The 21,358-nt window shown below is 65.2% G+C and carries 19 protein-coding genes; 3 read left to right on the forward strand and 16 right to left on the reverse strand.

The window, feature by feature from the left end; all coding sequences use genetic code 11:
• Positions 1-8 precede the first annotated feature (8 nt).
• From ppc to Q0P59_RS08550, 7 genes are all read right to left on the reverse strand, one after another.
• A complete protein-coding gene (ppc, locus tag Q0P59_RS08520) occupies positions 9-2,771 on the reverse strand; it encodes a phosphoenolpyruvate carboxylase (RefSeq protein ID WP_295005579.1) in 2,763 nt (920 codons plus the stop codon).
• Positions 2,771-3,217: a universal stress protein gene (locus Q0P59_RS08525; RefSeq protein ID WP_295005581.1), complete on the reverse strand. Its 447-nt coding sequence runs from the start codon at positions 3,215-3,217 to the stop codon at positions 2,771-2,773. The genes ppc and Q0P59_RS08525 overlap by 1 nt, the downstream gene beginning before the upstream one ends.
• Positions 3,218-3,345: 128 nt before the next feature.
• The gene (locus Q0P59_RS08530) at positions 3,346-5,166 is read right to left on the reverse strand and encodes a lactate permease LctP family transporter (protein ID WP_295005583.1); all 1,821 of its coding nucleotides are present in this window, start codon (positions 5,164-5,166) and stop codon (positions 3,346-3,348) included.
• A gap of 138 nt (positions 5,167-5,304) precedes the next feature.
• Positions 5,305-8,076, reverse strand: coding sequence for an FAD-binding and (Fe-S)-binding domain-containing protein (locus tag Q0P59_RS08535; RefSeq protein WP_295005585.1), 2,772 nt, complete (start codon positions 8,074-8,076; stop codon positions 5,305-5,307).
• A 100-nt stretch (positions 8,077-8,176) separates the two neighbouring features.
• Positions 8,177-9,622 carry a LutB/LldF family L-lactate oxidation iron-sulfur protein gene (locus Q0P59_RS08540; RefSeq protein ID WP_295005587.1) on the reverse strand — a complete coding sequence of 482 codons (1,446 nt, stop codon included), beginning with the start codon at positions 9,620-9,622 and terminating at the stop codon, positions 8,177-8,179.
• A complete protein-coding gene (locus tag Q0P59_RS08545) occupies positions 9,619-10,287 on the reverse strand; it encodes a lactate utilization protein C (protein WP_295005590.1) in 669 nt (222 codons plus the stop codon). The genes Q0P59_RS08540 and Q0P59_RS08545 overlap by 4 nt, the downstream gene beginning before the upstream one ends.
• Complete coding sequence (locus tag Q0P59_RS08550; RefSeq protein WP_295005592.1) at positions 10,284-11,069, reverse strand: (Fe-S)-binding protein; 786 nt, start codon at positions 11,067-11,069, stop codon at positions 10,284-10,286. The genes Q0P59_RS08545 and Q0P59_RS08550 overlap by 4 nt, the downstream gene beginning before the upstream one ends.
• A 174-nt stretch (positions 11,070-11,243) precedes the next feature.
• Between Q0P59_RS08550 and Q0P59_RS08555 the strand changes: the two genes are divergently transcribed.
• Together Q0P59_RS08555 and ppsA are read left to right on the forward strand one after the other, a co-directional pair.
• Positions 11,244-12,011, forward strand: a complete 768-nt coding sequence (locus Q0P59_RS08555; protein ID WP_295005594.1) for an FCD domain-containing protein — start codon at positions 11,244-11,246, stop codon at positions 12,009-12,011.
• 38 nt (positions 12,012-12,049) lie between these two features.
• Positions 12,050-14,425, forward strand: a complete 2,376-nt coding sequence (ppsA, locus tag Q0P59_RS08560; RefSeq protein WP_295005596.1) for a phosphoenolpyruvate synthase — start codon at positions 12,050-12,052, stop codon at positions 14,423-14,425.
• Positions 14,426-14,513: 88 nt separating this feature from the next.
• Here ppsA and Q0P59_RS08565 read toward each other — a convergent pair whose 3' ends face one another.
• Positions 14,514-15,521 (reverse strand): PEP-CTERM sorting domain-containing protein, encoded by a 1,008-nt coding sequence (locus tag Q0P59_RS08565; protein WP_295005598.1) that lies wholly within the window; start codon positions 15,519-15,521, stop codon positions 14,514-14,516.
• A 213-nt stretch (positions 15,522-15,734) separates the two neighbouring features.
• A complete protein-coding gene (locus tag Q0P59_RS08570) occupies positions 15,735-16,172 on the reverse strand; it encodes a cytochrome c (protein ID WP_295005600.1) in 438 nt (145 codons plus the stop codon).
• A gap of 123 nt (positions 16,173-16,295) precedes the next feature.
• On the opposite strand from Q0P59_RS08570, the gene Q0P59_RS08575 reads away from it, so the two are divergent.
• Positions 16,296-16,919: a c-type cytochrome gene (locus Q0P59_RS08575; protein ID WP_295005602.1), complete on the forward strand. Its 624-nt coding sequence runs from the start codon at positions 16,296-16,298 to the stop codon at positions 16,917-16,919.
• A 6-nt stretch (positions 16,920-16,925) separates the two neighbouring features.
• Here Q0P59_RS08575 and Q0P59_RS08580 read toward each other — a convergent pair whose 3' ends face one another.
• From Q0P59_RS08580 to Q0P59_RS08610, 7 genes are all read right to left on the reverse strand, one after another.
• Positions 16,926-17,249 carry an AzlD domain-containing protein gene (locus Q0P59_RS08580; RefSeq protein ID WP_295005604.1) on the reverse strand — a complete coding sequence of 108 codons (324 nt, stop codon included), beginning with the start codon at positions 17,247-17,249 and terminating at the stop codon, positions 16,926-16,928.
• A complete protein-coding gene (locus Q0P59_RS08585) occupies positions 17,246-17,965 on the reverse strand; it encodes an AzlC family ABC transporter permease (RefSeq protein WP_295005606.1) in 720 nt (239 codons plus the stop codon). Before Q0P59_RS08585 ends, Q0P59_RS08580 begins: the two co-directional genes overlap by 4 nt.
• A gap of 40 nt (positions 17,966-18,005) precedes the next feature.
• Positions 18,006-19,238 (reverse strand): uracil-xanthine permease family protein, encoded by a 1,233-nt coding sequence (locus tag Q0P59_RS08590; RefSeq protein ID WP_295005608.1) that lies wholly within the window; start codon positions 19,236-19,238, stop codon positions 18,006-18,008.
• A complete protein-coding gene (gene upp / locus Q0P59_RS08595; protein ID WP_295005610.1) occupies positions 19,238-19,870 on the reverse strand; it encodes a uracil phosphoribosyltransferase in 633 nt (210 codons plus the stop codon). The genes Q0P59_RS08590 and upp overlap by 1 nt, the downstream gene beginning before the upstream one ends.
• Positions 19,871-19,972: 102 nt before the next feature.
• Positions 19,973-20,464, reverse strand: coding sequence for an NAD(P)H-dependent oxidoreductase (locus tag Q0P59_RS08600; protein WP_295005612.1), 492 nt, complete (start codon positions 20,462-20,464; stop codon positions 19,973-19,975).
• Positions 20,465-20,498: 34 nt separating this feature from the next.
• Positions 20,499-20,909, reverse strand: a complete 411-nt coding sequence (locus Q0P59_RS08605) for an FKBP-type peptidyl-prolyl cis-trans isomerase (RefSeq protein ID WP_295005614.1) — start codon at positions 20,907-20,909, stop codon at positions 20,499-20,501.
• 20 nt (positions 20,910-20,929) lie between these two features.
• A complete protein-coding gene (locus tag Q0P59_RS08610) occupies positions 20,930-21,325 on the reverse strand; it encodes a hypothetical protein (protein WP_295005616.1) in 396 nt (131 codons plus the stop codon).
• Positions 21,326-21,358: the final 33 nt, after the last annotated feature.

The raw sequence follows: 21,358 nt of genomic DNA on the forward strand, positions 1-21,358 counted from the left end.
CTGGGATTTTAACCGCTGTTGCGCAACCCGGAGGCGATGCCGTTGATGGCGAGGTGGATGCCGCGGGCCACGCGCTCGTCGGTTTCGCCGGCGCGGTAGCGCTTGAGCAACTCGACCTGCAGGTGGTTCAGCGGGTCCATGTACGGGGCGCGCAGCTTGAGCGAGTTGCGCAGCATCGGGTTGTCGGCGAGCAGTTCGTCCTGCTCCTCGATGGCCAGCAGGTGCCTGCAGGTCAGCTCCCATTCCGCCTTGATGCGGCTGAAGATGCGCTCGCGCAATTCGGCATCGGCCACCAGCTCGGCATAGCGCGAGGCGATGGCGAGGTCGGTCTTGGCCAGCACCATGTCCATGTTCGACAGCAGGGTGCGGAAGAAGGGCCACGACTTGAGCATCCGGCGCAGGGTCGCCAGGCCGTCTGGATTGGCCTGCAGGTAGCCGTCGACGGCCGAGCCGAAGCCGAACCAGCCGGGCAGCATCAGGCGGCACTGCGCCCAGCTGAAGACCCAGGGGATGGCGCGCAGGTCCTCGATGCGGTCGGAGGCCTTGCGCGAGGCCGGGCGGCTGCCGATGTTCAGCGAGGCGATCTCGGAAACGACGGTCGACTGGCGGAAGTAGGTGGTGAAGCCGGGGGTTTCATAGACCAGGCCGCGATAGGCGTTGAAGGCGCGCGACGACAGTTCGTCCATCACGGCATGGAAGGGCTGGGCCGGCTCGATCTGGTTCTCGTGGTCGGTCAGGCTGGCTTCCAGCGTGGCGGCGAGCAGCACTTCGAGGTTGCGGCGGCCGGTGTCCGGGTTGCCGTACTTGGTCGAGATCACCTCGCCCTGTTCGGTCAGGCGGATCTGTCCGGACACGGCACCGGCCGGCTGGGCGAGGATGGCATGGTAGGTCGGGCCGCCGCCGCGACCGACCGAGCCGCCGCGGCCGTGGAACAGGCGCAGGCGGACGCCGTGCTGCTGGAAGACGCGGGTCAGCTCGATCTCGGCCTTGTACAGTTCCCAGCCCGAGGTCAGGAAGCCGCCGTCCTTGTTGGAGTCGGAATAGCCGAGCATGACTTCGTGCTCGTTGCCGCGCCCGGCGATCAGTTCGCGGTAGGCCGGCAGCTGGAAGATGCCGTCCATGGTGGCGGCGCTCTTCTGCAAGTCCTCGATGGTTTCGAAGAGCGGGATGATATTGACGTCGAGGCGGGGGTTTCTGCCCGGCAGCAGGAGGCCCGATTCCTTGAGCAGCAGGGCGAGTTCGAGCAGGTCGGAGACGCCGTCGGTCTTCGAGATGATGCAGTTGGGCAGCGCGGCGGCGCCGTACTTGCCGCGCAGTTCGTGGGCGGCGAAGAAGATGTCGAGTTCGCCGCGGGTTTCCTCGCTGTAGGCGATGTACGGCGAATAGAGCGGGCGCGGGGTGGCGATTTCCTCGATCAGCAGCGCGATGCGCCGCTCTTCGGGCAGCGCCTCGTAGTCGGCGCAACGGCCGGCCTTGGCCAGCAGCTCGGCGACCGAGCGGGCATGCACGTCGGAGTTCTGGCGCAGGTCGATCGGCGCCAGGTGGAAGCCGAAGACCTGCACGGCGCGCAGCAGGCGGCGCAGGCGGCCGCCGGCCAGCGAGGTGCTGCCGTTCAGCTTGAGCGAGATGTTGAGCACCTTGAGATCGGCGCGCAGCGCATCCGGCGTGACGTAGGGTTCGGCGCTGCCGATTTCGTGGCGGACCGGCTCGACGCCGTCGAGGAAGCGGGCGGTGGCGGCCAGGCGGGCGTAGATGCCGGACAGGGCGCGACGGTAGGGTTCGTCCGAACGCTGCGGCGAATGATCGGTCGAGTGCTCGGCCAGGGCCAGCAGTTCCGGCGTGACCTTGACCAGCAGGTCGGAGAGCGGCAGTTCGCCGCCCAGTTCATGTACTTCCTCGAGGTAGTGGTTCAGCGTGGCGGCCGATTGCAGGCGCAAGGCTTCGCGCAGGATGCCGGCGGTCACGAAGGGGTTGCCGTCGCGGTCGCCGCCGATCCAGGAGCCGACGCGGAAGAAGGGCGGCAGCGCCCAGGTTTTTTCCGGATAGCGCTTCTGCAACTGCTGCGTGGCCTGGATGTAGAGGCGCGGCAGCTCGGTGAAGAAGGTTTCCTTGAAGTAGGTGATGCCGTTCTTCACCTCGTCGATGACCTTGAGGCGGACCGGGCGCAGCATGCGCGACTGCCACAGGGTGAGGATGGCGTTGGCCAGGGCGAGGTCGTTGTCGGCTTCCTCGTCCGGCGTCATCTGCAGGCGCTCGCGCTGGTCGAGCAGGCGGGCGACGTCGCGATGGTTGCGGATCAGGCTCTGGCGCTGGACTTCGGTCGGGTGCGCGGTGAGCACCGGGGCGACCAGGGCGTGGGCGAAGAAATCGGCGATGGTGTCCGGCGACACGTTGGCGCCGGCCAGCGCGTCGAGGGCGTGGACCAGGCTGCCTTCGCGCGGTGGCGAGCCGGCCAGGTCGTGGGCGCGACGCCGGCGGATGTGGTGCTCGTCCTCGGCGATGTTGGCCAGTTGCAGGAAGTAGGAAAAGGCGCGGACGACGGATTGCGTGGTGTCGCGCGGCAGCGGGTCGAGCAGGGCGGCGAGTTCGGCGCGGGCGGCCGGATCGTTGTCGCGGGCGAAGCGCACCGCCGTCTGGCGGACACGCTCGACAATGTCAAAAACTGTTTCGCCTTCCTGTTCGCGTACCGTATCGCCGAGGATGCGGCCGAGCAGGCGGATATCTTGGCGAAGGGGTTCGTCCTTATTGGTGTCGAGCGTGTTCTGGGGCATTAGTGTTTCCTGACGAGGAGTACGGAGGCATCCGAGATTTTAGCCAGTTGTTCGGCAACCGAGCCGAGAATCAGCGTGGCCAGGCCGCGCTGGCCGTGGCGGCCGATGACGATCAGGTCGATGTTCAGTTCCTTGCCTTTGTCGGCCAGGGTTTCGGAGATGCGGCGTTTTTGCGCTTCGAGCAGGAGCGCCTCGGCGTTGATGTCGCCGGCGTCCTTCATGGCGCTGTCGAGCAGCGACTGCCCGGCGCGGCGCAGGTTGGAGATGGCCGAGTCGGCTTCGCCCATGTCGATCATCGCGTGGCCGTGCATGCTGAGGAGGACTTCATCGACCACATGGACAATATAAAGCTTGGCCTGGCTGGTCTTGGCAATGTGCTTGGCTTCGGCCAGCGCGCAACGCGAGGTTTCGCTATCGTCAATGGCGACCATAATGTTCTTGTACATGGCGATACTCCTAGGAAAGATGTTTAACAGGCTAAAGGTACCAAGACGGACTCTTGGGCGCAGTTAGGGAAATCCTCAGGTCGGCGGATCGGTTCGAGGCCGGCGGGCCCCGAACCGATATTTTCCGCTTAGTGGAAATGCACTTCGTCGTGCCCTTCGACCGGCGCTTCGAGATCGGCGCCGAGACGGCGCGCCAGCAGCGTGACGCAGGTGATGATGGCGACGAAGATGCCCAGCCACATCAGGCCGTCCGGATTGATCGCGGCCTTGGCGCCGGCGGCGACTGCAGCGGCAGCGGCGGCGACCGGCTTGACGTAGGCCGGCACGATGCCCGGGAAGACGTAGGCCCACAGCAGGTGCAGCACGCCGACGATACAGGCCATGGCGATCGAGTGCTTGAAGGTGAAGCGGAAGATTTCCGACTCACGGCCGACCATGCCGGTCGAGCCGGTGGCGACCGAGATCGACTGCGGCGAGATCATCTTGCCGCACACGCCGCCGCAGGTGTTGGCGGACATCGCGATGACCGGGTCGATGCCCAGCTTTTCGGCGGTGACTGCCTGCAGCTTGCCGAACAGCGCGTTGGTCGAGGTGTCGGAACCGGTCATGAACACGCCCAGCCAGCCGAGCAGCGCGGCAAAGAAGGGGAAGGCGACGCCGGTGGTGGCGACGGCGTAACCCAGCGTGATCGCCATGCCGGAGAAGTTCATGATGTAGGCGAAGCCGAGGATGGTGGCGATGGTGACGATCGGCCACTTCAGGGTCTTCAGGGTGTCGCGGGCAACGCCGCCGGCGGTCTTCAGCGAAGCGCCCATGACGATGATGGAGAAGAACCAGGCGAACAGGATGGCGGTGCCGGCAGCGGACAGCACGTTGAACTTGTAGGCGGCCGGCTTGGCCTTGCCGACCTGGTCGATGACCATCTTGTCGAGGCCGGCGATCGGGAAGGTGAAGTCGAAGACGGTCTTGGTGATCTGGTCCAGGGCCTGGTTGACCGGCTTGATGCCCCAGGCGCAGACGAACAGCGACAGGATGATGAACGGTGCCCAGGCGCGGAAGACCTGGCCGCCGGTGTACATCAGCTTGGCCTTGCCTTCACGCTTCGGCTCGTGCTCGAAGTGCCAGCTTTCCTTCGGATGCCAGATCTTCAGGAAGAGGACTGTACAGACGATGGAAGCGATGGAGGCGATCAGGTCCGGCAGCAGCGGGGCGGTGAGCGGCGAGTTGGCGGAGAAGTACTGGGCGATGGCGAAGGAGCCGCCGGAAACCAGGCAGGCCGGCCAGACTTCCAGGCCCTTCTTCCAGCCGGCCATCAGGACGACCAGGTAGAGCGGCACGAAAACCGACAGGATGGGCAGCGTGCGGCCGACCATCTGGCTCAGTGCCAGGTCGGGGATGCCGGCAACCTGGCCGCCGACGACGATGGGGATGCCGATGGCGCCCCAGGCGACCGGCGCGGTATTGGCCAGCAGGCAGAGCGAGGCGGCGTACAGCGGGTTGAAGCCGAGGCCGGCGAGCATCGCCGAGGTAATCGCCACCGGGGTGCCGAAACCGGCCGCGCCTTCGATGAAGGCGCCGAAGGAGAAGGCGATCAGCAGCGCCTGCAGGCGGCGGTCATCGGAGATCGAGGCCAGCGAGTTCTTGATGACCTCGAACTGGCCGGTCTTCACCGACATGTTGTAGATGAACAGGGCGGTGATGACGATCCAGCACACCGGGAAGAGGCCGAAGGCGCCACCGTACAGGGTGGCCAGGCCGGCCAGCTCCATCGGCATGCCATAGACGAAAACGGCGATCAGCAGGGCCAGGCCGGTACCGCCGAGGGCAGCGAAGTGGCCCTTCATGTGCTTGATGGCCAGCGCCCAGAACAGGAAAAGGATGGGAATGGCCGCGACCAGCGCGGACAGGCCGATATTGCCGAGCGGGTCGACATTCATTTGCCAAGTCATACAATACACCTCATAACAAAAATGGTCAGGTTGCCGTCAGCAAGATTTGCCGATCCCTGGCGGCGACCGAGAGTTGTCACATCTTCTTCCGGCCCCGAGTTCGCAGCTCGGGGCCGGATTTCTTTTGCTGCCCCCTCCTCAACAGGCCATGGCGTCCTCCTTGCGCGAGCACGCTTCGAGCAGGTAGGCCACCGAACGATAGGTCCGGCCGGTTTCGGCCGTCAGGCCGATTTCGCAGGTGCGGTTGGTGGAAACGCCGCAGGCGCAGCTGGCCGGCAGTTCGTCGTGAATGTGGCGCAGGGCGTGCCGGTTCAGTTCCGGCACGGCGAAGCCGCGGTCGCCGCCGAAGCCGCAGCAGGTGGTGCTGGATGGTTCGACGATTTCCTCGACGCAGGCCTTGAGCAGGGCGCGCAGCTTGCCGTCGGCGCCGGTGCGCTTGACGCTGCAATTGACGTGCAGGGCGACCGGGCCGGGCTGCTTGGTGATCATCAGGCGCGGCAGCAGGGCGTCGTGGGCGAATTCGTGGAAGTCGTAGAGCTTGATGCGGCCGGCCAGGTGCTTCTGCATGCGCGTCGAGCAGGCGCTGGCATCCATGATGACCGGGATGCGGCCGTTGTCGGAAGCCTTCAGCAGCGCGGCTTCCAGGACGTTCGACATGTCCTCTGCTTCCTCGAGCATGCCCTTGCTGGCCAGCATCTGGCCGCAGCACAGCTTGTCGAAGCCTTCCGGCAGGATGGGCGCGTAGCCGGCGCGGACCAGCACTTCCTGGACGACGTCGCCGAGTTGCTTGTCGGCGCTGTCGGCCGGCCCGAAGATGCGGCCGCCGCAAGTCGGGAAGTAGACCACCGGGTCGCCCTTGGCGGTGCGCGGCGTGGGCGCCTTGGCGGCCGGCGGCATGTCCTTGCGCCAGGCGCCGCCGGTGGCGCGGCTGACCAGCTTGTCGCCGAGCACGCCGGAGACGGCATGGCCGATTGCCAGGCCGGCCCGGGTGAGGCCGGCAAAGGTGCCGAAGTGCTCGCCGCTCCATTGGTGCAGGCTGCGGGCGGTGTCGCCCAGCTGGCGGCCGCGCAGGCGGCGGGTCAGGTCGCCGGTGTCGATGCCGACCGGGCAGGCCGTCGAGCACATGCCGCAGCCGGCGCAGGTGTCGAGGCCCATGTAGGCGTAGGCGGCGCCGACTTCTCCGGCGTGCTCGCCGGCCGCGGCGCGGCGCGACAGTTCGCGGACGCTGGTGATGCGCTGGCGGGGCGACAGCGTCAGGCGGTGCGACGGGCACAGCGGTTCGCAGAAGCCGCACTCGATGCAGCGGTCCACGATGTCCTCGGCGGCCGGCATCGGCTTCAGGTTCTCGAGGTGGGCATGCGGGTTGTCGTTGATGATGACGCCCGGGTTGAGGCGGCCTTGCGGGTCGAACAGGGCCTTGATGCGGCGCATCAGGTCGGTCGCTTCCTTGCCCCATTCCATCTCGACGAAGGGCGCCATGTTGCGGCCGGTGCCGTGTTCGGCCTTCAGCGAGCCGTCGTACTTGTCGACCACCAGCTTGCACAGGTCGTCCATGAAGCGGGCGTAGCGGTCGATTTCGGCCTTGTCGCCGAAGTCCTGGGTGATCACGAAGTGCAGGTTGCCTTCCAGCGCGTGGCCGAAAATGATGCCTTCGTGGTAGCCGTGGTGGCGGAGCAGGGCCTGCAGGTCGAGCGTGGCGTCGGCCAGCGATTCGATGGGGAAGGCGACGTCCTCGATCAGCACCGTGGTGCCGGTGCGGCGCATGGCGCCGACAGCCGGGAAGGTGCCCTTGCGTACCTTCCAGTACATGTCGCAGGTGGCCGGGTCGGTCGAGAACTGCACCGGCTCGACGGTGGCGATGCCGTCCATGGCGGCGAGCACGGCGGCGATCTTTTCCTGCAGGCCGGCCGGGTTCGGCGAGCGGACTTCGATGAGCAGCGCGGCGGCTTCTTCGCCCAGCTCGCGCATGATGGCCGGCAGGCCGGGCTTGTTCTCGACGGAATGGATGGCCGGGCGGTCGAGCAGTTCGACGGCGGCGACCGGCTGCGGCTTGAGGCGGATCACCGCTTCGCAGGCCGAGCGGATGTCCGGGAAGAAAACCAGGGCCGAGGCCTTGCACGGGTCTTCGACGACGGTCTGGTAGGTGATGCGCGTCATGAAGCCGAGCGTGCCCTCGGAGCCGATCATCAGGTGGGCCAGGATGTCGATCGGGTCTTCGAAATCGACCAGGGCGTTGAGGCTGTAGCCGGTCGTGTTCTTGATCTTGAACTTGTGGCGGATGCGGTTGGCCAGCGTCGGGTTGGCCCGCGTCTCCTTGCCGATCATGTCGAGTTCGCCGAGCAGGGCGGCGTGCGACTGCTTGAAGGCGGCGACGCTGGATGGGTCTTCGCTATCGAGCAGGGTGCCGTCGGCGAGCATGACGCGCAGGCCGGCCAGCGTCTTGTAGCTGTTCTGCGCCGTGCCGCAGCACATGCCGGAGGCGTTGTTGGCGGCGATGCCGCCGATCTTGGCGGCGCCGATGGAGGCCGGGTCGGGGCCGATCTTCTTGCCGAGCGGCGCCAGCCGGCGATTGACCTCGCCGCCGACCATGCCCGGGCCGACGCGCACCTGGCTGGCATCGTCGGACAGCGCGAAGGTGGCGAAGCCTTCGCCGATGAGGGCCAGCACGCCGTCCGACAGGGCCTGCCCGGACAGGCTGGTGCCGGCCGCGCGGAAGGTCACCGGCGTGTTGTGCCGGCGGGCGGCGGCGAGCACGCTGCGCGCCTCGTCCTCGTTCTCGATGATGGCGACGACCTGCGGGATCAGGCGGTAGAAGCTGGCGTCGGTGCCGTAGGCGAGACGGCGGAGATCGTCGGTCACCACCTGGCGGTCGGGCAGGGCGGCTTGAAGGGCTTGGATCAGAGCATTCATTTCTCTTCTGTCTTATAGAGGAGTTGCGGTGGCGAGCGGCATCGAAAGCGGGCAAAAAAATCCCGGAGACCGGTGGTACCGGCGCTCCGGGTAAGAGGGATTAGGGTTTTCGTTCCTTGATCAGGTCGCGCAGGCGCTTGGGTGCCGGCTGCAAGGGCGTGCGGACCGACGTCCAGCCGGCCTGCTTGCGCGGCGTCAGCCAGCGGAAACGGCTGGCCAGCCAGGAGGCGGCACGGTACAGCGCGGGCGATCCGTAGATAGCCCCCCAGGCGCGCCAGACGGCCGAGATCCGCGCGCTGTAGCCGGCGCCCTGGCCGCGCATCGCCGGGTTGGCGTGCGGGGCGGTGAAGGATTCCTCGCGCAGGCGGATGAGCAGTTCGGGAATGGGGATTTTCACCGGGCAGACTTCGCCGCAGGCGCCGCACAGCGACGAGGCGGTGGCCATCGTCGCCGTCGCTTCCAGCCCCAGCATGTGCGGCGAGATGATCTTGCCGATCGGGCCGGGATAGGTGGTGCCGTAGGCGTGGCCGCCGATGCGGGTGTAGACCGGGCAGTGGTTCATGCAGGCGCCGCAGCGGATGCATTGCAGCGTCTTGCGCAGTTGTTCGTCGGCGTAGGCCTGGCTGCGGCCGTTGTCGAGCAGCACCAGGTGCACTTCGCCCGGGCCGTCCTTCTCGCCCGGCTTGCGCGGGCTGGAGATCATGTTGAAATAGGTCGAGATGTTCTGGCCGGTGGCCGAGCGGGTCAGCAGCGAGAGCAGCGGCGGCACGTGTTCGAGCTTCTCGACGATCTTCTCGATGCCGGTGATGGCGATATGCACCGGCGGCGCCGTGGTGCACATGCGGCCGTTGCCTTCGTTCTCGACCAGGCACAGGGTGCCGGTCTCGGCGACGGCGAAATTGACGCCGGACAGGCCGATGTCGGCGATCTCGAATTTCTCGCGCAGGACCTGGCGGCCGATCTGGATCAGCGCATCGACGTTGTCGGTGTATTCGACGCCCGGCACGTTCTCGTGGAACAGCTTGGCGATCTGCTCCTTGGTCTTGTGGATGGCCGGCATGATGATGTGCGACGGCTTTTCATGCGCCAGCTGGACGATGTACTCGCCCATGTCGGACTCCAGCGCGCCGATGCCGGCCGCTTCGGCGGCATGGTTCAGTTCGATTTCCTCGCTGACCATGGATTTGCCCTTGACCATCAGCTTGGCCGAGTGCTTCTGGCAGATGCCGAGGATGATGGCGTTGGCCTCCTCCGGCGTTTCGGCCCAGTGCACGTTGATGCCGTTGCGGGTCAGGTTGGCTTCGAGCTTTTCCAGCAGTTCGGGCAGCTTGGCCAGGTTGTACTGGCGGATGCGCTCGCCCAGGCGGCGCAGGCTTTCCAGTTCCTCCGGGTCGGGGAACTGGGCGGCGCGCTTGCTCATCAGGAAATCCATGGCGCCGCGGAAGCTCTGGCGCAGGAAGGGGTTCTCGACGACATCCTTGGCCCGGGCGCGGAAGCCCTCGGAAGGCATGAAGTGCAGGGCGTGCGGGGTTTGCGGGGCGTTCATTGTTCGTCTCCGATCATCAGCACGATCAGTTCCTTCGGGCCGTGCGCGCCGTAGGCCAGCGTCTGCTGGATGTCGGCGGTTTTCGAGGGGCCGGAAATGAGCAGGGAGTTGGTCGGCAGGCCGTCTTTCCAGCCTTCCGCCTGCATCGCTTCGTAAAAGGTGTTGTGGATGCTTGCGGCGTCGAGCAGCACGATGTGGACCGGCGGCACCAGCGACATCAGGCGCGGCTCGTCGGGTGTCGGCCACAGGATCAGCGTGCCGGTTTCGGCGATGGCGCCGCGGGCGGCGGTGAAGCTGGCCGGCGTTTCGTTGAACATCGCCGCTTTCCAGCTTTCGATGGGCTTGTCGTAACTCGGGCAGGCGATGCCGAGCGCCGGCAGTTCGCCCTGGGCGCGGGCGCCGTGCGGCGTGCCCGGGGCGACCAGCAGCTTGTCGATCTGTTTGGCGCTGAGCACTTCATACAGCTTCTGCAACCAGCCGCCGCGCGACACGGCATAGACCTCGGCGTGGGCCAGTTCGATGAAGTGGCGGAAGCGCCGGGCCTTGTCGGCGGTGCTTTCCTCGCCGCGGTGCGTGGCATACCAGCCCGCCACGTCGGGCAGGTCGCCGGCCGTTGCCGGGGCGGTGGCCTTCAGCTTGGCCAGGATACGGTCGCGGGCGCTCATTGTGCGGACTCCTTCGCGGTGCGGCGTAACAGGAAGGTGGCGATGTGCTCGCCGGGCAGGCTGGGCTTCGAGAGGCCTGCCTGCTGGTCCTTCCAGGCGGCGTGGCCGAGAATGTTCATCAGGCAGCCGCAGTCGGCGCTGACCACGCGCTCGGCGCCGGTCGCCTTGAGCGACTTGACCTTGTCCTCGACCATGGCGGCCGAGATTTCCGGCTGCTTGACCGAGAAGGTGCCGCCGAAGCCGCAGCACTCGGATTCGTGATCCTGTTGCGCCACGGTGACCTTGGCCAGATCGCCGAGCAGCTTTTTGCCGGTGATGTGAACGCCCATTTCCCGGCGTGCCGAACAGGAGGTGTGCAGCACGACGGTGCAGTCGCCGCCGCAGTCCTCTGGCTTGAAATTGAGCACCTCGACCAGGAACTGGGTCAGTTCGTAAACGCGGGCCGAAAGGTGCTCGGCCGCCGCCTTGCGCGCCGGGTCGGCGGCGAACAGCGTGGGGTAATGGTGCTTCATCATGCCGGCGCAGGAGCCGGAGGGAACGACGACCGGCCAGTCGTTGGGGAACAGGGTGAGCTGCAGCGCCGCCACCTTGCGCGCTTCGTCGGGGAAGCCGCTGGTGTAGGCCGGCTGGCCGCAGCAGGTTTGCTCTTCCGGAAAATGCACGCGGATGCCCTGGCGCTCGAGCAGGGTGATTGCATCCATGCCGGCACCGGGAAAGAACTGGTCTACGACGCAGGTCGCGAAAAAATAGACGTCAGTGGGATATGCAGATCGGCTATGCATCTTGTCTCCGTTAATTTTTTACCGGTCAAATGGTAAGACCAGTTGTTGGTCTTGGCGAAATTTTGCGTGAATACCGGCACTTAGTCAATCCTGAATAGGGAAATCCCTAGGCTTGCACTTTGTCGTATCGATGATTAGAATGTGCTGGTCTTACCAATCAATGTGGTCTTACCAATGCCGAGCAAGCTGCAGGTTCCACGCATTTCCGATGCCATCGCTTCCACGCTGGAGCGGCGCATCCTCGAAGGCTCGCTGAAGCCCGGCGACCGCCTGCCGCCGGAGCGTGAACTGGCGGTCGACCTGGGGGTGTCGCGGCCGAGTCTGCGCGAAGCGATCCAGAAGCTGGCCTCGAAGGGCATGGTGACCAGTCGCCAGGGTGGCGGGACCTATGTAACCGATGTGCTGGAGTCGAGTTTTTCCGACCCGTGGCAGGACATGATGGGCAAGCACCCGAACCTGCGCGAGGACATGCTCGAATTCCGTCGCATGCTCGAAGGCCAGGCTGCCGAATGGGCTGCCGAGCGGGCCACCGAGGCCGACCTGCAGCGCCTCGACCAGACTTTCAACACCCTGATGGGCGCTTTCGAGTCCGATGATGCGCAGAAGCGTTCGGAGGCCGACATTGCCTTCCACCAGGCTATCGGCGATGCCGCCCACAATGTGCTGATCGGCCATCTGTCCGGTGCCTTGCTCAGCCTGATGCACGACAACATCCGCCTCAACCTCGGCGAACTGAAGAGCGTGCCGGCCGCCAACCGCCTGCTGATGAGCCAGCATGAGGCGATCTACAAGGGCATTCGCGAGAACCGGCCGCAGGCCGCACGTTCCGCCGCCGAGACGCACATCGACTTCGTGCGCGAGACGCTGGCCCAGACCCTGCGTTCCGTCGCCCGCCGCGAGACGGCCGAGCGCCGCCTGAATACCGAATTCACCCCTTCCTGATTTTCATTTTCTAGATTCGACCCCGAAAGGACCTCTGCATGGAACAGCTTGTCATCCCCTTTGAAAAACTGCGCATGAATGACGTCGAGCAAGTCGGCGGCAAGAATTCGTCGCTTGGCGAAATGATCTCGCAACTGGCCGATACCGGCGTGCGCGTGCCGGGCGGCTTTGCCACCACGGCCCACGCCTACCGCGTGTTCCTGGCCCAGTCCGGCCTCGATGCCAAGATCAATGCCGCGCTCGACGCGCTGGATGTCGAGGACGTCAACGCCCTGGTCAAGACCGGCGCCGAGATCCGCCAGTGGGTGATCGACACGCCGTTCCCGATGGACCTGACCATCGCCATCACCGAGCAGTACCAGCGCCTGGTCGCCGAGTCCAACGCCGACATGTCCTTCGCCGTGCGCTCTTCCGCCACCGCCGAAGACCTGCCGGACGCTTCCTTCGCCGGCCAGCAGGAAACCTTCCTGAACATCGTCGGCCTGGAAAACATCATGCACGCGATCAAGGAAGTCTTCGCTTCCCTGTACAACGACCGCGCCATTTCCTACCGCGTGCACAAGGGCTTCCTGCACGCCGACGTCGCCCTGTCCGCCGGTATCCAGCGCATGGTCCGCTCCGACAAGGGCGCGGCCGGCGTGATGTTCACGCTCGATACCGAATCCGGCTTCCGCGATGCCGTGTTCGTCACTTCCTCCTACGGCCTGGGCGAAACCGTCGTCCAGGGCGCGGTGAACCCGGACGAGTTCTACGTGCACAAGCCGATGCTCGACGCCGGCAAGAAGGCCGTCGTGCGCCGCAACCTCGGTTCCAAGATGATCAAGATGACCTTCGCCGCCGAGAAGGTCGCCGGCAAGTCCACGATCACCGAGGATGTCGAGGAAAGCCTGCGTCACCAGTTCTCGATCAATGACGAGGAAGTCATGGAACTGGCCCGCTACGCCCAGATCATCGAAAAGCACTACGGCCGCCCGATGGACATCGAGTGGGGCAAGGACGGCGTCGACGGCAAGCTGTACATCCTCCAGGCCCGTCCGGAAACCGTGCAGTCGCAAGCCGCCGCCGGCAAGCAGGAAAAATTCAAGCTGAAGTCCTTCTCCAAGGTGCTCGCCTCCGGCCGCGCCATCGGCCAGAAGATCGGCGTCGGCCCGGTCCGCGTCGTCAAGGACCCGAAGGAAATGGACCAGGTCAAGCCGGGTGACGTGCTCGTCGCCGACATGACCGACCCGAACTGGGAACCGGTGATGAAGCGCGCTTCCGCCATCGTCACCAACCGTGGCGGCCGTACCTGCCACGCCGCGATCATCGCCCGCGAACTGGGCATCCCGGCCATCGTCGGTTGCGGCGACGCCACCGAAACCCTGACCGAAGGCGAAGTCGTGACGGTTAGCTGTACCGAAGGCGATACCGGCCACGTCTATCGTGGCAGCCTCGATTTCGAAGTCACCACCCGCGACATCTCGGCCATGCCGGACGTCCCGGTCAAGGTCATGATGAACGTCGGTAACCCGGAACTGGCCTTCGAATTCGCCCAGCTGCCGAACGCCGGCGTCGGTCTGGCCCGCGTCGAGTTCATCATCAACAACGTCATCGGCATCCACCCGAAGGCCATCCTCGACGTCGAGCGCCTGCCGGCTTCGAAGCGCGAGGAAATCAAGCGCCGTGCCCGCGGCTACGCTTCGCCGAAGGACTTCTTCGTCGAGAAGCTGGTCGAAGGCGTGTCCACCATCGCCGCCGCCTTCTGGCCGAACCCGGTCATCGTCCGCCTCTCCGACTTCAAGTCCAACGAATACCGCAAGCTGCTCGGCGGCGAGCTGTACGAGCCGGAAGAAGAAAACCCGATGCTCGGCTTCCGCGGCGCTTCCCGCTACATCGCGCACACCTTCGAAGACTGCTTCGAAATGGAATGCCGCGCCATGAAGCGCGTCCGTGAAGAAATGGGCCTGACCAACGTGCAACTGATGGTGCCCTTCGTGCGTACCGTCGGCGAAGGCAAGGCCGTCGTCGAGCTGCTGGCCGACCACGGCCTGAAGCAGGGCGAAAACGACCTGAAGCTGATCATGATGTGCGAAATCCCGTCCAACGCGCTGCTCGCCGAGCAGTTCCTGGAAGTCTTCGACGGCTTCTCGATCGGTTCCAACGACCTGACCCAGCTCACCCTCGGCCTCGACCGCGACTCCGGCCTGGTCGCCAACCTCTTCGATGAGCGCGATCCGGCAGTCAAGATGCTGCTCGCCATGGCCATCTCGGCTGCCAACAAGGCCGGCAAGTACATCGGCATCTGCGGCCAGGGCCCGTCCGACCACCCGGATCTGGCCGAATGGTTGATGGATCAGGGTATCAGCAGCATCTCGCTGAACCCGGATACCGTGGTCGACACCTGGACGCGTCTGGCAGGCCACAAGAAGGCCTGAGGATCGCGTTGCTGACCCCGGTCGCTGACCGGGGCGTAAAAAAGGCCGGGAAGTTTCCCGGCCTTTTTGCATTCGGACTGGAGACGCTTCAGCTCTTCCGATTGTCGCGAGCGCCGAGTCCAATGAGCGCCAGGGCGAGCAGTGCCAACGTGCCAGGTTCGGGGGCGTTGTTGTCGTTGCGCGTGCCAAATGGCTGCACCCAGGCGGTTTCGCCGCCGCCGTTGATGTAAGCCATCTGCCAGTCGATTTGCAGGACATCGAAAATCGTATTCTTGTTGTGAATCTCGTCGTCGATTTCCTGGTTGTAGATCGCGAATGCGGCGTTGTTCTGACCGGTGTTGGTCTGGGCCTTCGGTTGGCCGAGCGTGCAAACCCCGTTGGCGTCCGGGAAGCCGGTAAAGACAGACCCGTTCATGCAGATCGAGCCATGAACGTAAGCCCAGGGGCCGGTATCGCCAAAACCGGTCGCCGTGGACGGCGGCAGCGGATTGGCCAGCGGGTCGTTGCTGAGCGTGGACCCTGTCGGCTGGAGATAGAACGACTTGTTGTTGAGGGTGTTCTGGATATCAACCAGGGTTATCTTGGCCCAGACGAGCAGATCGGGGCCGCCGTCCAGCAGGTTGGTCGCGGAGCTTCCGCCCTGCGTGCCCGTTTCGTTGAAGGCGAAGAAGCCGACGAATTTGCTCCCAACAAACTGCGAGGCCAGGGTGTTGATGCTGGCCTGCCAACTGTTCCCGTCACCGCTGGTCGGGCCATTGGTGGTATCCGTGGTCATGTTGGTGAAGGTGTTGATGTTGTTGGCCGACGGCGTGTTGTAAGCATTGTCGACGCCTGCAATGTTTGTTTGGGCCTGCCCGCCGTTATTGACTCCAACGACAACATAGTCCTTGATGCTGCCCGGTGTCGCGGAAACCGCGTAAGGGCCGGAGTTGGAGGAGCCGCCATTCAGCAGCGTCAGGGAATAGACCTGGAAGTCGGTGAACTGCAGGCAGTTCTGGCCATTGCAGGGGCCGGTCGGCAGGTTGATGGCGAAGGCTGCTTGTGAGGCCAGCGCCAGTGCAGTCATCGCGATGGTTTTATGCAGAAGGTTTTTCATGGCACTCACCGTTCAAATAATTTCTTGGTTGCAGGTGAGTAAAAACAAGCAAATATTCCACCATGTTCGTAATTTGTTGAATTTAATGGATTGTTTTTTGCAAATTTTTTTGGCGAGCGTCGAGTGTAAGAAAATTCGACAAACGTGCATGTCGCCGGGCATGCTGGGGGGGGCAAATCTCGGCCCGAGTCCGCCAACGGGTATCAAGCCAAGTCAGCGCTCCAGCGACGATGCCTTGAAATCGTCGTGGCAGTTCTTGCAGGTTCGCGTCATGTCGGCCAGGGCGCCTTTCAGGCTATCCGGGTTGCCGCTGCGGGCCACTTCCTTCAAGCGCGTCGCGTCGGCCTGGAATTTCTCCACCTGTGACCGAAAATGCGGCCAATCCTGCCAGATTTCCGGTTTTGCCTTGGTGTCGCCTTCGTGCGATCCGGCGACGAAGCCATCGATGCTGGCCCGCGACAACATCTCCAGATAATTCGCGTGGCGATTCAGTTCGTCGCGATTCATCGGGATCTTTCCCTTGGCCATCGCGGATACCTGCTCATAGTGTCGCTTGACCATGGTCATCACGGCGCGTCGGTAGCGGATCGGCTCTTCGTAGCGGGAAACTTCTGCCCAGAGACTCGCCGAGAAGGCTAGCAGGGCCGACACGATGAGCGATCGGGCGAATATTTTACGAAGGAGCATTGTCGAATACCTCGTTAGCTGTGCATTTTTCGCATTATCGCTATTATTCGCATAGCCCATCAATGATCACCTAAAAAGGGGGAGTGTATGAAAAGCGCTCGTTGCTTGCTGGCCTGTCTGGCGTATTGCCTTTCCGGAAATCTACTGGCTCAGGATGTTCCGGCCACCGTACAAAACAATTGTGCACGTTGTCACGGGCTGGACGGCATCGCAAAACAGCCGGCGATGCCCCATCTCAACGGCCAACTCGACAGTTACCTGCTCGCTTCGATGAAGAAATTGCAGAAGGGGCGGTTACCGACCGAGGTGGCGAATCACGTACCGGAGTCGCTTCCGGAAAGCGAGCTGGCAGCCATCGCTCATTACTACCAAGCCATCAAGGCAACGCGTCCGATCCAGGAGGCGGACCCGGAGAAAGTGGCGCGGGGCGAGATCGTGTTTCGCAATCGCTGCAACGATTGCCACGGCGACAACGGCCGGGAGGCCGACAAGGATGCGCCGCTCATGGCAGGCCAGGACCTGCAGCACTTGTTGAAGCAAATCAGGCTTTTTGTGGGCGGGAAACGCAAATTTGGTTTTTTGCAGGACGACGCGTTCAAGGGGCAAAGCTTGGAAGATCTTGATGCCGTGGCTCATTTCTTTGCCAGCCAGGATCAGGTGGCGCCGCCGGCGCAGGTCAATAATAGCGGCAAGAAGAAGCAGCGCCGCTAGGCATCCTCAACCGGGCAGCAGCGCCTTCAGCCCGAGCAGCACCGACATGCCGGCAATGAACGGCAGCCAGGGGTTGCGCCAGCGGGCGGCGACCAGGATGGCGGCGCCGGCGGCGGCGAGCTTGGGATTGAGCGGCGCGATGTGGCCGCCGACCGTCAGCACGTCGGGCACGACGATGGCGGCCAGCGCCGCGGCCGGGGCGTAGCGCAGCGCGCGTTGCAGCGTCGGCGGCAGGCTGAAGCGGTTGCCGAGGACGATGAAGCTGGCGCGGGGCAGGGTGGTGGCCAGCCCGAGCAGGACGAAGATCAGCCACAGCGTGGGGTCGTTCATGCGTTCTTTTTCTCCTGCCAGTGTTCGGCGGCAAAGCCGGCGGCGATGCCGAGGCAGATCGCGGTGACGACGCCCAGACGCAGCGGCATGCCGCGCAGCAGCACGGCGCTGCCGCCGCCGACCAGGGCGGCAACGAGCATCGGGCGCGACTTCGCCATCGGCACCAGCAGCACGATCAGCGCGATGGTCGCCATGAATTCCAGCGACCAGCTTTTCGGGATGACGCCGGCGGCGAAGATGCCGGCCAGCGCGAAGCTCTGCCACAACAGCCAGGACCAGACGCCGGTAACCAGATAGAAGCCGAGGCGCCAGCGCGGGTCGTCGACCTGCATCAGCTTGTCGTAGCAGACGGCGAAGCTGCCGTCGGTCAGCAAGTGCCCGCACAGCCAGCGCCAGCCCGTGCCGATGCCGCGAAACCCGGGGGCGATGCCGGCGCTGAAGATCAGGAAGCGCAGGTTGAGCGCCAGCCCGGTGGCGAGGATCAGCCACAGCGGGGCGTGATCGGCGATCAGCGGCAGGGTGCCGAGCTGGGCGGTGCCGGCGAAGACGATGATGTTCATGCCCATCGCCTCGAGGGGGGTGAAGCCGGCGCTGGTCATCGCCATGCCGACCACCAGCGCCCATGGAATCAGCCCGACCGAGACCGGCAGGAAGGCGACGAAGCCTTCGCGCACGCCGGCCGCGAAGCCGCGGCGCTCAAAATCGGAAGACTGCATGGCGGACAGGTTGGGTGTTCAAGAGCGGGGTGGCAAAAAGTCAGTGCGCATCAGACGGCCTGGGCAGCAGGAAGTTCAACGCCACCGCCAGCACGCCGCACAGGCTGATGCCCTGCAGCGCGAAGCTGCCGATATGCACGCCCAGCCCGCCGATGCCGGTGACCAGCGTCACCGAGACGATGCACAGGTTGCGCGGGCTGGCCAGGTCGACCTTGGCGTCCATCAGCGTCTTCAGGCCGATGCCGGCGATGGAACCGAAGAGCAGGACCATGATGCCACCCATCACCGGCAGCGGGATGGTCTGCAGCAGCGCGCCGAACTTGCCGACGAAGGCCATCAGGATGGCGAAGCCGGCGGCCCAGGTCATGATCGCCGGGTTGTAGTTCTTGGTCAGCATCACGGCGCCGGTGACTTCGCCGTAGGTGGTCACCGGCGGGCCGCCGAACAGGCCGACGATATTGACCGCCAGGCCGTCTCCGAGCAGCGTGCGGTGCAGGCCGGGGCTCTCGGTGTAGTCCTTGCCCGACACCGAGCCGATGGCGAGGATGCCGCCGACGTGCTCGACGATGGGCGCGATGGCGACCGGGATCATGAACAGGATGGCGGCCAGGTTGAATTCCGGCTTGCCGAATTCGGGCACGGCGATCCAGGCCGCGGCGGCGACCTTGCCGAAATCGACGATGCCGGCGAACAGCGAGACGGCGTAGCCGACGGCGACGCCGACCAGGATCGGCACCAGCTTGAGCAGGCCTTTGGCACGGATGGCGGTGAGCATGGTGGCGAGCAGCGATATCGCGGCAATGGCGAGCGCCGTTTCGTAGGGCACGACCTGCGCCTCGCCCGCCTTGCCGGTCGCCATGCCGATCGCCACCTGGGCCAGGCCGAGGCCGATGACCATGACCACCGGGCCGATGACCACCGGCGGCAGCAGGCGGTGGATGAAGTCGACGCCGCGCCATTTCACCAGCCCGGCGGCGACGTAGTAGAAAAAGCTGGCGGCGGCCAGCGCACCGATCGTCGCCGGCATGCCCCAGGTCTGCACCGAGTAGATCACCGGCGCGATGAAGGCGAAGCTGGAACCGAGGTAGATCGGCACCTGGCGTTTGGTGCACAGCTGGAAGATCAGCGTGCCGACGCCGGCGCCGAGCAGCGCCAGGCTGGGGTTGAGGCCGGTGAGCAGCGGCACCAGCACGGTGGCGCCGAAGGCGACGAACAGGATCTGGGCGCCGGACAGCGCGGTGCGCCAGGTCGGCTCGGTGGCGTAGGCGTTCATCAGGCTTCCTTGGTGCCGAAGATCTTGTCGCCGGCGTCGCCGAGGCCGGGGATGATGTAGCCGACGTCGTTGAGATAGCTGTCGATGGCGGCGGTGTACAGCTGCACGTCGGGGTGGGCGGCCTCGAGCGCCTTGATGCCCTCCGGCGCGGCGACCAGGACCAGCGCCTTGATGTGCCGGCAGCCGTTGCGCTTGAGCATGTCGATGGTGGCGATCAGCGAGCCGCCTGTGGCCAGCATCGGGTCGATGATCATCGCCAGGCGCTCGTCGAGCTGGCCGACGAAGCGCTCGAAATACGGCTCGGGCATCAGCGTGTCGTGGTTGCGGGCGATGCCGACGACGCTCACCTTGGCATTCGGGATCAGGTCGAGCACGCCGTCGAGCATGCCGAGGCCGGCGCGCAGGATGGGCACGACGGTGACTTTCTTGCCCTTGATCTGGTCGATCTCCACCGGGCCGGCCCAGCCGGCGATGGTGGTCTTTTCCAGCTCGAAGTCGGCGCAGGCTTCGTAGCTGAGCAGGCGGGCGACTTCGGCGGTCAGTTCGCGGAATTTCTTGGTGCTGATGTCGCCTTCGCGCATCAGGCCGATCTTGTGTTTGACGAGGGGGTGCTGCAGTTCGATGACGGGCATGGCTGTTCCCGGGCGGAAAAATGACCGCGCGAGCTTAGCCGATTCGTCTTGTCCTGCCTATGCGGGAAATCGCCAGTCCGCGCTCGAGGCGGGCGTCGGGGGCTAGAAAACCCCCAGCGCCAGGCCGGCGGCGATGGCGCCGCCGAGTTCGGCGCAACGCGCCAGCTCGTCGACGGCGATGGTCTTGGGGGCGAGGATGGCCTGCGGCGTCTGGGCGTGGGTGCACACGATGAGCGGCGGCGCCACCGGCTTGAGGCGCCAGCCGGTGGCGATGCGCTCGATCTGCCGGGCGGCGCCGGCCCCGTCGCTGCCGGCGCAGATCAGCGTGGCGTAGGGGCGGCCGTTCACGCGGTCGAGCGCCGCGTAGTAGGTCCGGTCGAAGAAATCCTTGAGCATGCCGGCCATGCTGGCCAGGTTTTCCGGCGTCGCGAAGATGAATCCGTCGGCCGCCAGCACATCGTCCGCCCCCGCTTCCGCCGCCTTGAGCAGGCGCACGGCGACGCCGGCTTCCGCGCCGGCGGCATCGGCGGCGGCACGGGCCATCTGCAGCGTGCCGCCGGTATGCGTGTGGTAAACGATGAGCAGGGTCTTCATCGGGGGCCTGGCTTGTCTTCGTCCGGCAATGCGATCAGCGCACGACCTTCAGCAATTCGACCTCGAAGGTCAGCGTTGCGTTCGGCGGCACGGCCGAACCGGCGCCGCGGCTGCCGTAGGCGATTTCCGGCGGGCAGGTGAGCTTGGCCTTGCCGCCTTCGCGCATCTTGGCGACGCCTTCGGTCCAGCACGGAATCACCCGGTTGAGCGGGAAGGTCGCTGGTTCGCCGCGCTTGTAGGAGCTGTCGAACTCGCGGCCATCGGCCAGCGTGCCGCGGTAGTGGACCTGGACGTTGGACTGGGCGGTCGGTTGGGCACCGGCGCCGTCCTTCAGCGACTCGTACACCAGGCCGCTGGGCGTGCGCTCGGCGGAGCCGGCGAGGGCGGAACAGGCGGAGAGGGCGATCAGGCTGCCGATGGCCAGGGTATTCAGGGTCGGTTTCATGGGGTTCCTTTGCGACAGGGTCAGGGTTTGGCGGTGACGGCAAGATGATCGACGAACATCACGCTCGGAAATGTCCGTTTCAGCAGCTTGCTGTAGAAATTGCTCATGCTTGCGCCGTCTTCATAGCGCACGGTGCTGCCGACCTTGATTTCGGTCTTCTGGATGGCGACCCACTGCTTCTCCTTGCTGCCCTTGCGGGCGATTTCGAGATAGCTGAATTCGTTGGCGTGGATCACCTCGAGTACCTTGCCTTCGTTCGGCAGGTCGGCGGCACGCGGCGGTTTTTCCGGCACGAGCAGGTCGCTGGCCTGGGCCGGCGTCGGGTGGCCGGCCGGCGGGGCCGCGTGCAGCGGCAGCGCGAGGGCGGCGGCGAGGAGCCAGCCGTAGCGGCAAGACTGGCGAAATGGGCGGGGCATGGGCGACTCCATGGTTGGTGCGGACGCACGTTT

The sequence above is a fragment of the uncultured Dechloromonas sp. genome, assembly GCF_945957265.1.
Lineage (GTDB): Bacteria > Pseudomonadota > Gammaproteobacteria > Burkholderiales > Rhodocyclaceae > Azonexus.

Excerpts from the sequence above, each read along its gene's own strand:
- ppc (WP_295005579.1), bottom strand. The coding sequence starts at position 2,771 with ATGCCCCAGAACACGCTCGACACCAATAAGGACGAACCCCTTCGCCAA.
- Q0P59_RS08525 (WP_295005581.1), bottom strand. The coding sequence starts at position 3,217 with ATGTACAAGAACATTATGGTCGCCATTGACGATAGCGAAACCTCGCGT.
- Q0P59_RS08530 (WP_295005583.1), bottom strand. The coding sequence starts at position 5,166 with ATGACTTGGCAAATGAATGTCGACCCGCTCGGCAATATCGGCCTGTCC.
- Q0P59_RS08535 (WP_295005585.1), bottom strand. The coding sequence starts at position 8,076 with ATGAATGCTCTGATCCAAGCCCTTCAAGCCGCCCTGCCCGACCGCCAG.
- Q0P59_RS08540 (WP_295005587.1), bottom strand. The coding sequence starts at position 9,622 with ATGAACGCCCCGCAAACCCCGCACGCCCTGCACTTCATGCCTTCCGAG.
- Q0P59_RS08545 (WP_295005590.1), bottom strand. The coding sequence starts at position 10,287 with ATGAGCGCCCGCGACCGTATCCTGGCCAAGCTGAAGGCCACCGCCCCG.
- Q0P59_RS08550 (WP_295005592.1), bottom strand. The coding sequence starts at position 11,069 with ATGCATAGCCGATCTGCATATCCCACTGACGTCTATTTTTTCGCGACC.
- Q0P59_RS08555 (WP_295005594.1), top strand. The coding sequence starts at position 11,244 with ATGCCGAGCAAGCTGCAGGTTCCACGCATTTCCGATGCCATCGCTTCC.
- ppsA (WP_295005596.1), top strand. The coding sequence starts at position 12,050 with ATGGAACAGCTTGTCATCCCCTTTGAAAAACTGCGCATGAATGACGTC.
- Q0P59_RS08565 (WP_295005598.1), bottom strand. The coding sequence starts at position 15,521 with ATGAAAAACCTTCTGCATAAAACCATCGCGATGACTGCACTGGCGCTG.
- Q0P59_RS08575 (WP_295005602.1), top strand. The coding sequence starts at position 16,296 with ATGAAAAGCGCTCGTTGCTTGCTGGCCTGTCTGGCGTATTGCCTTTCC.
- Q0P59_RS08580 (WP_295005604.1), bottom strand. The coding sequence starts at position 17,249 with ATGAACGACCCCACGCTGTGGCTGATCTTCGTCCTGCTCGGGCTGGCC.
- Q0P59_RS08585 (WP_295005606.1), bottom strand. The coding sequence starts at position 17,965 with ATGCAGTCTTCCGATTTTGAGCGCCGCGGCTTCGCGGCCGGCGTGCGC.
- Q0P59_RS08590 (WP_295005608.1), bottom strand. The coding sequence starts at position 19,238 with ATGAACGCCTACGCCACCGAGCCGACCTGGCGCACCGCGCTGTCCGGC.
- upp (WP_295005610.1), bottom strand. The coding sequence starts at position 19,870 with ATGCCCGTCATCGAACTGCAGCACCCCCTCGTCAAACACAAGATCGGC.
- Q0P59_RS08600 (WP_295005612.1), bottom strand. The coding sequence starts at position 20,464 with ATGAAGACCCTGCTCATCGTTTACCACACGCATACCGGCGGCACGCTG.
- Q0P59_RS08605 (WP_295005614.1), bottom strand. The coding sequence starts at position 20,909 with ATGAAACCGACCCTGAATACCCTGGCCATCGGCAGCCTGATCGCCCTC.
- Q0P59_RS08610 (WP_295005616.1), bottom strand. The coding sequence starts at position 21,325 with ATGCCCCGCCCATTTCGCCAGTCTTGCCGCTACGGCTGGCTCCTCGCC.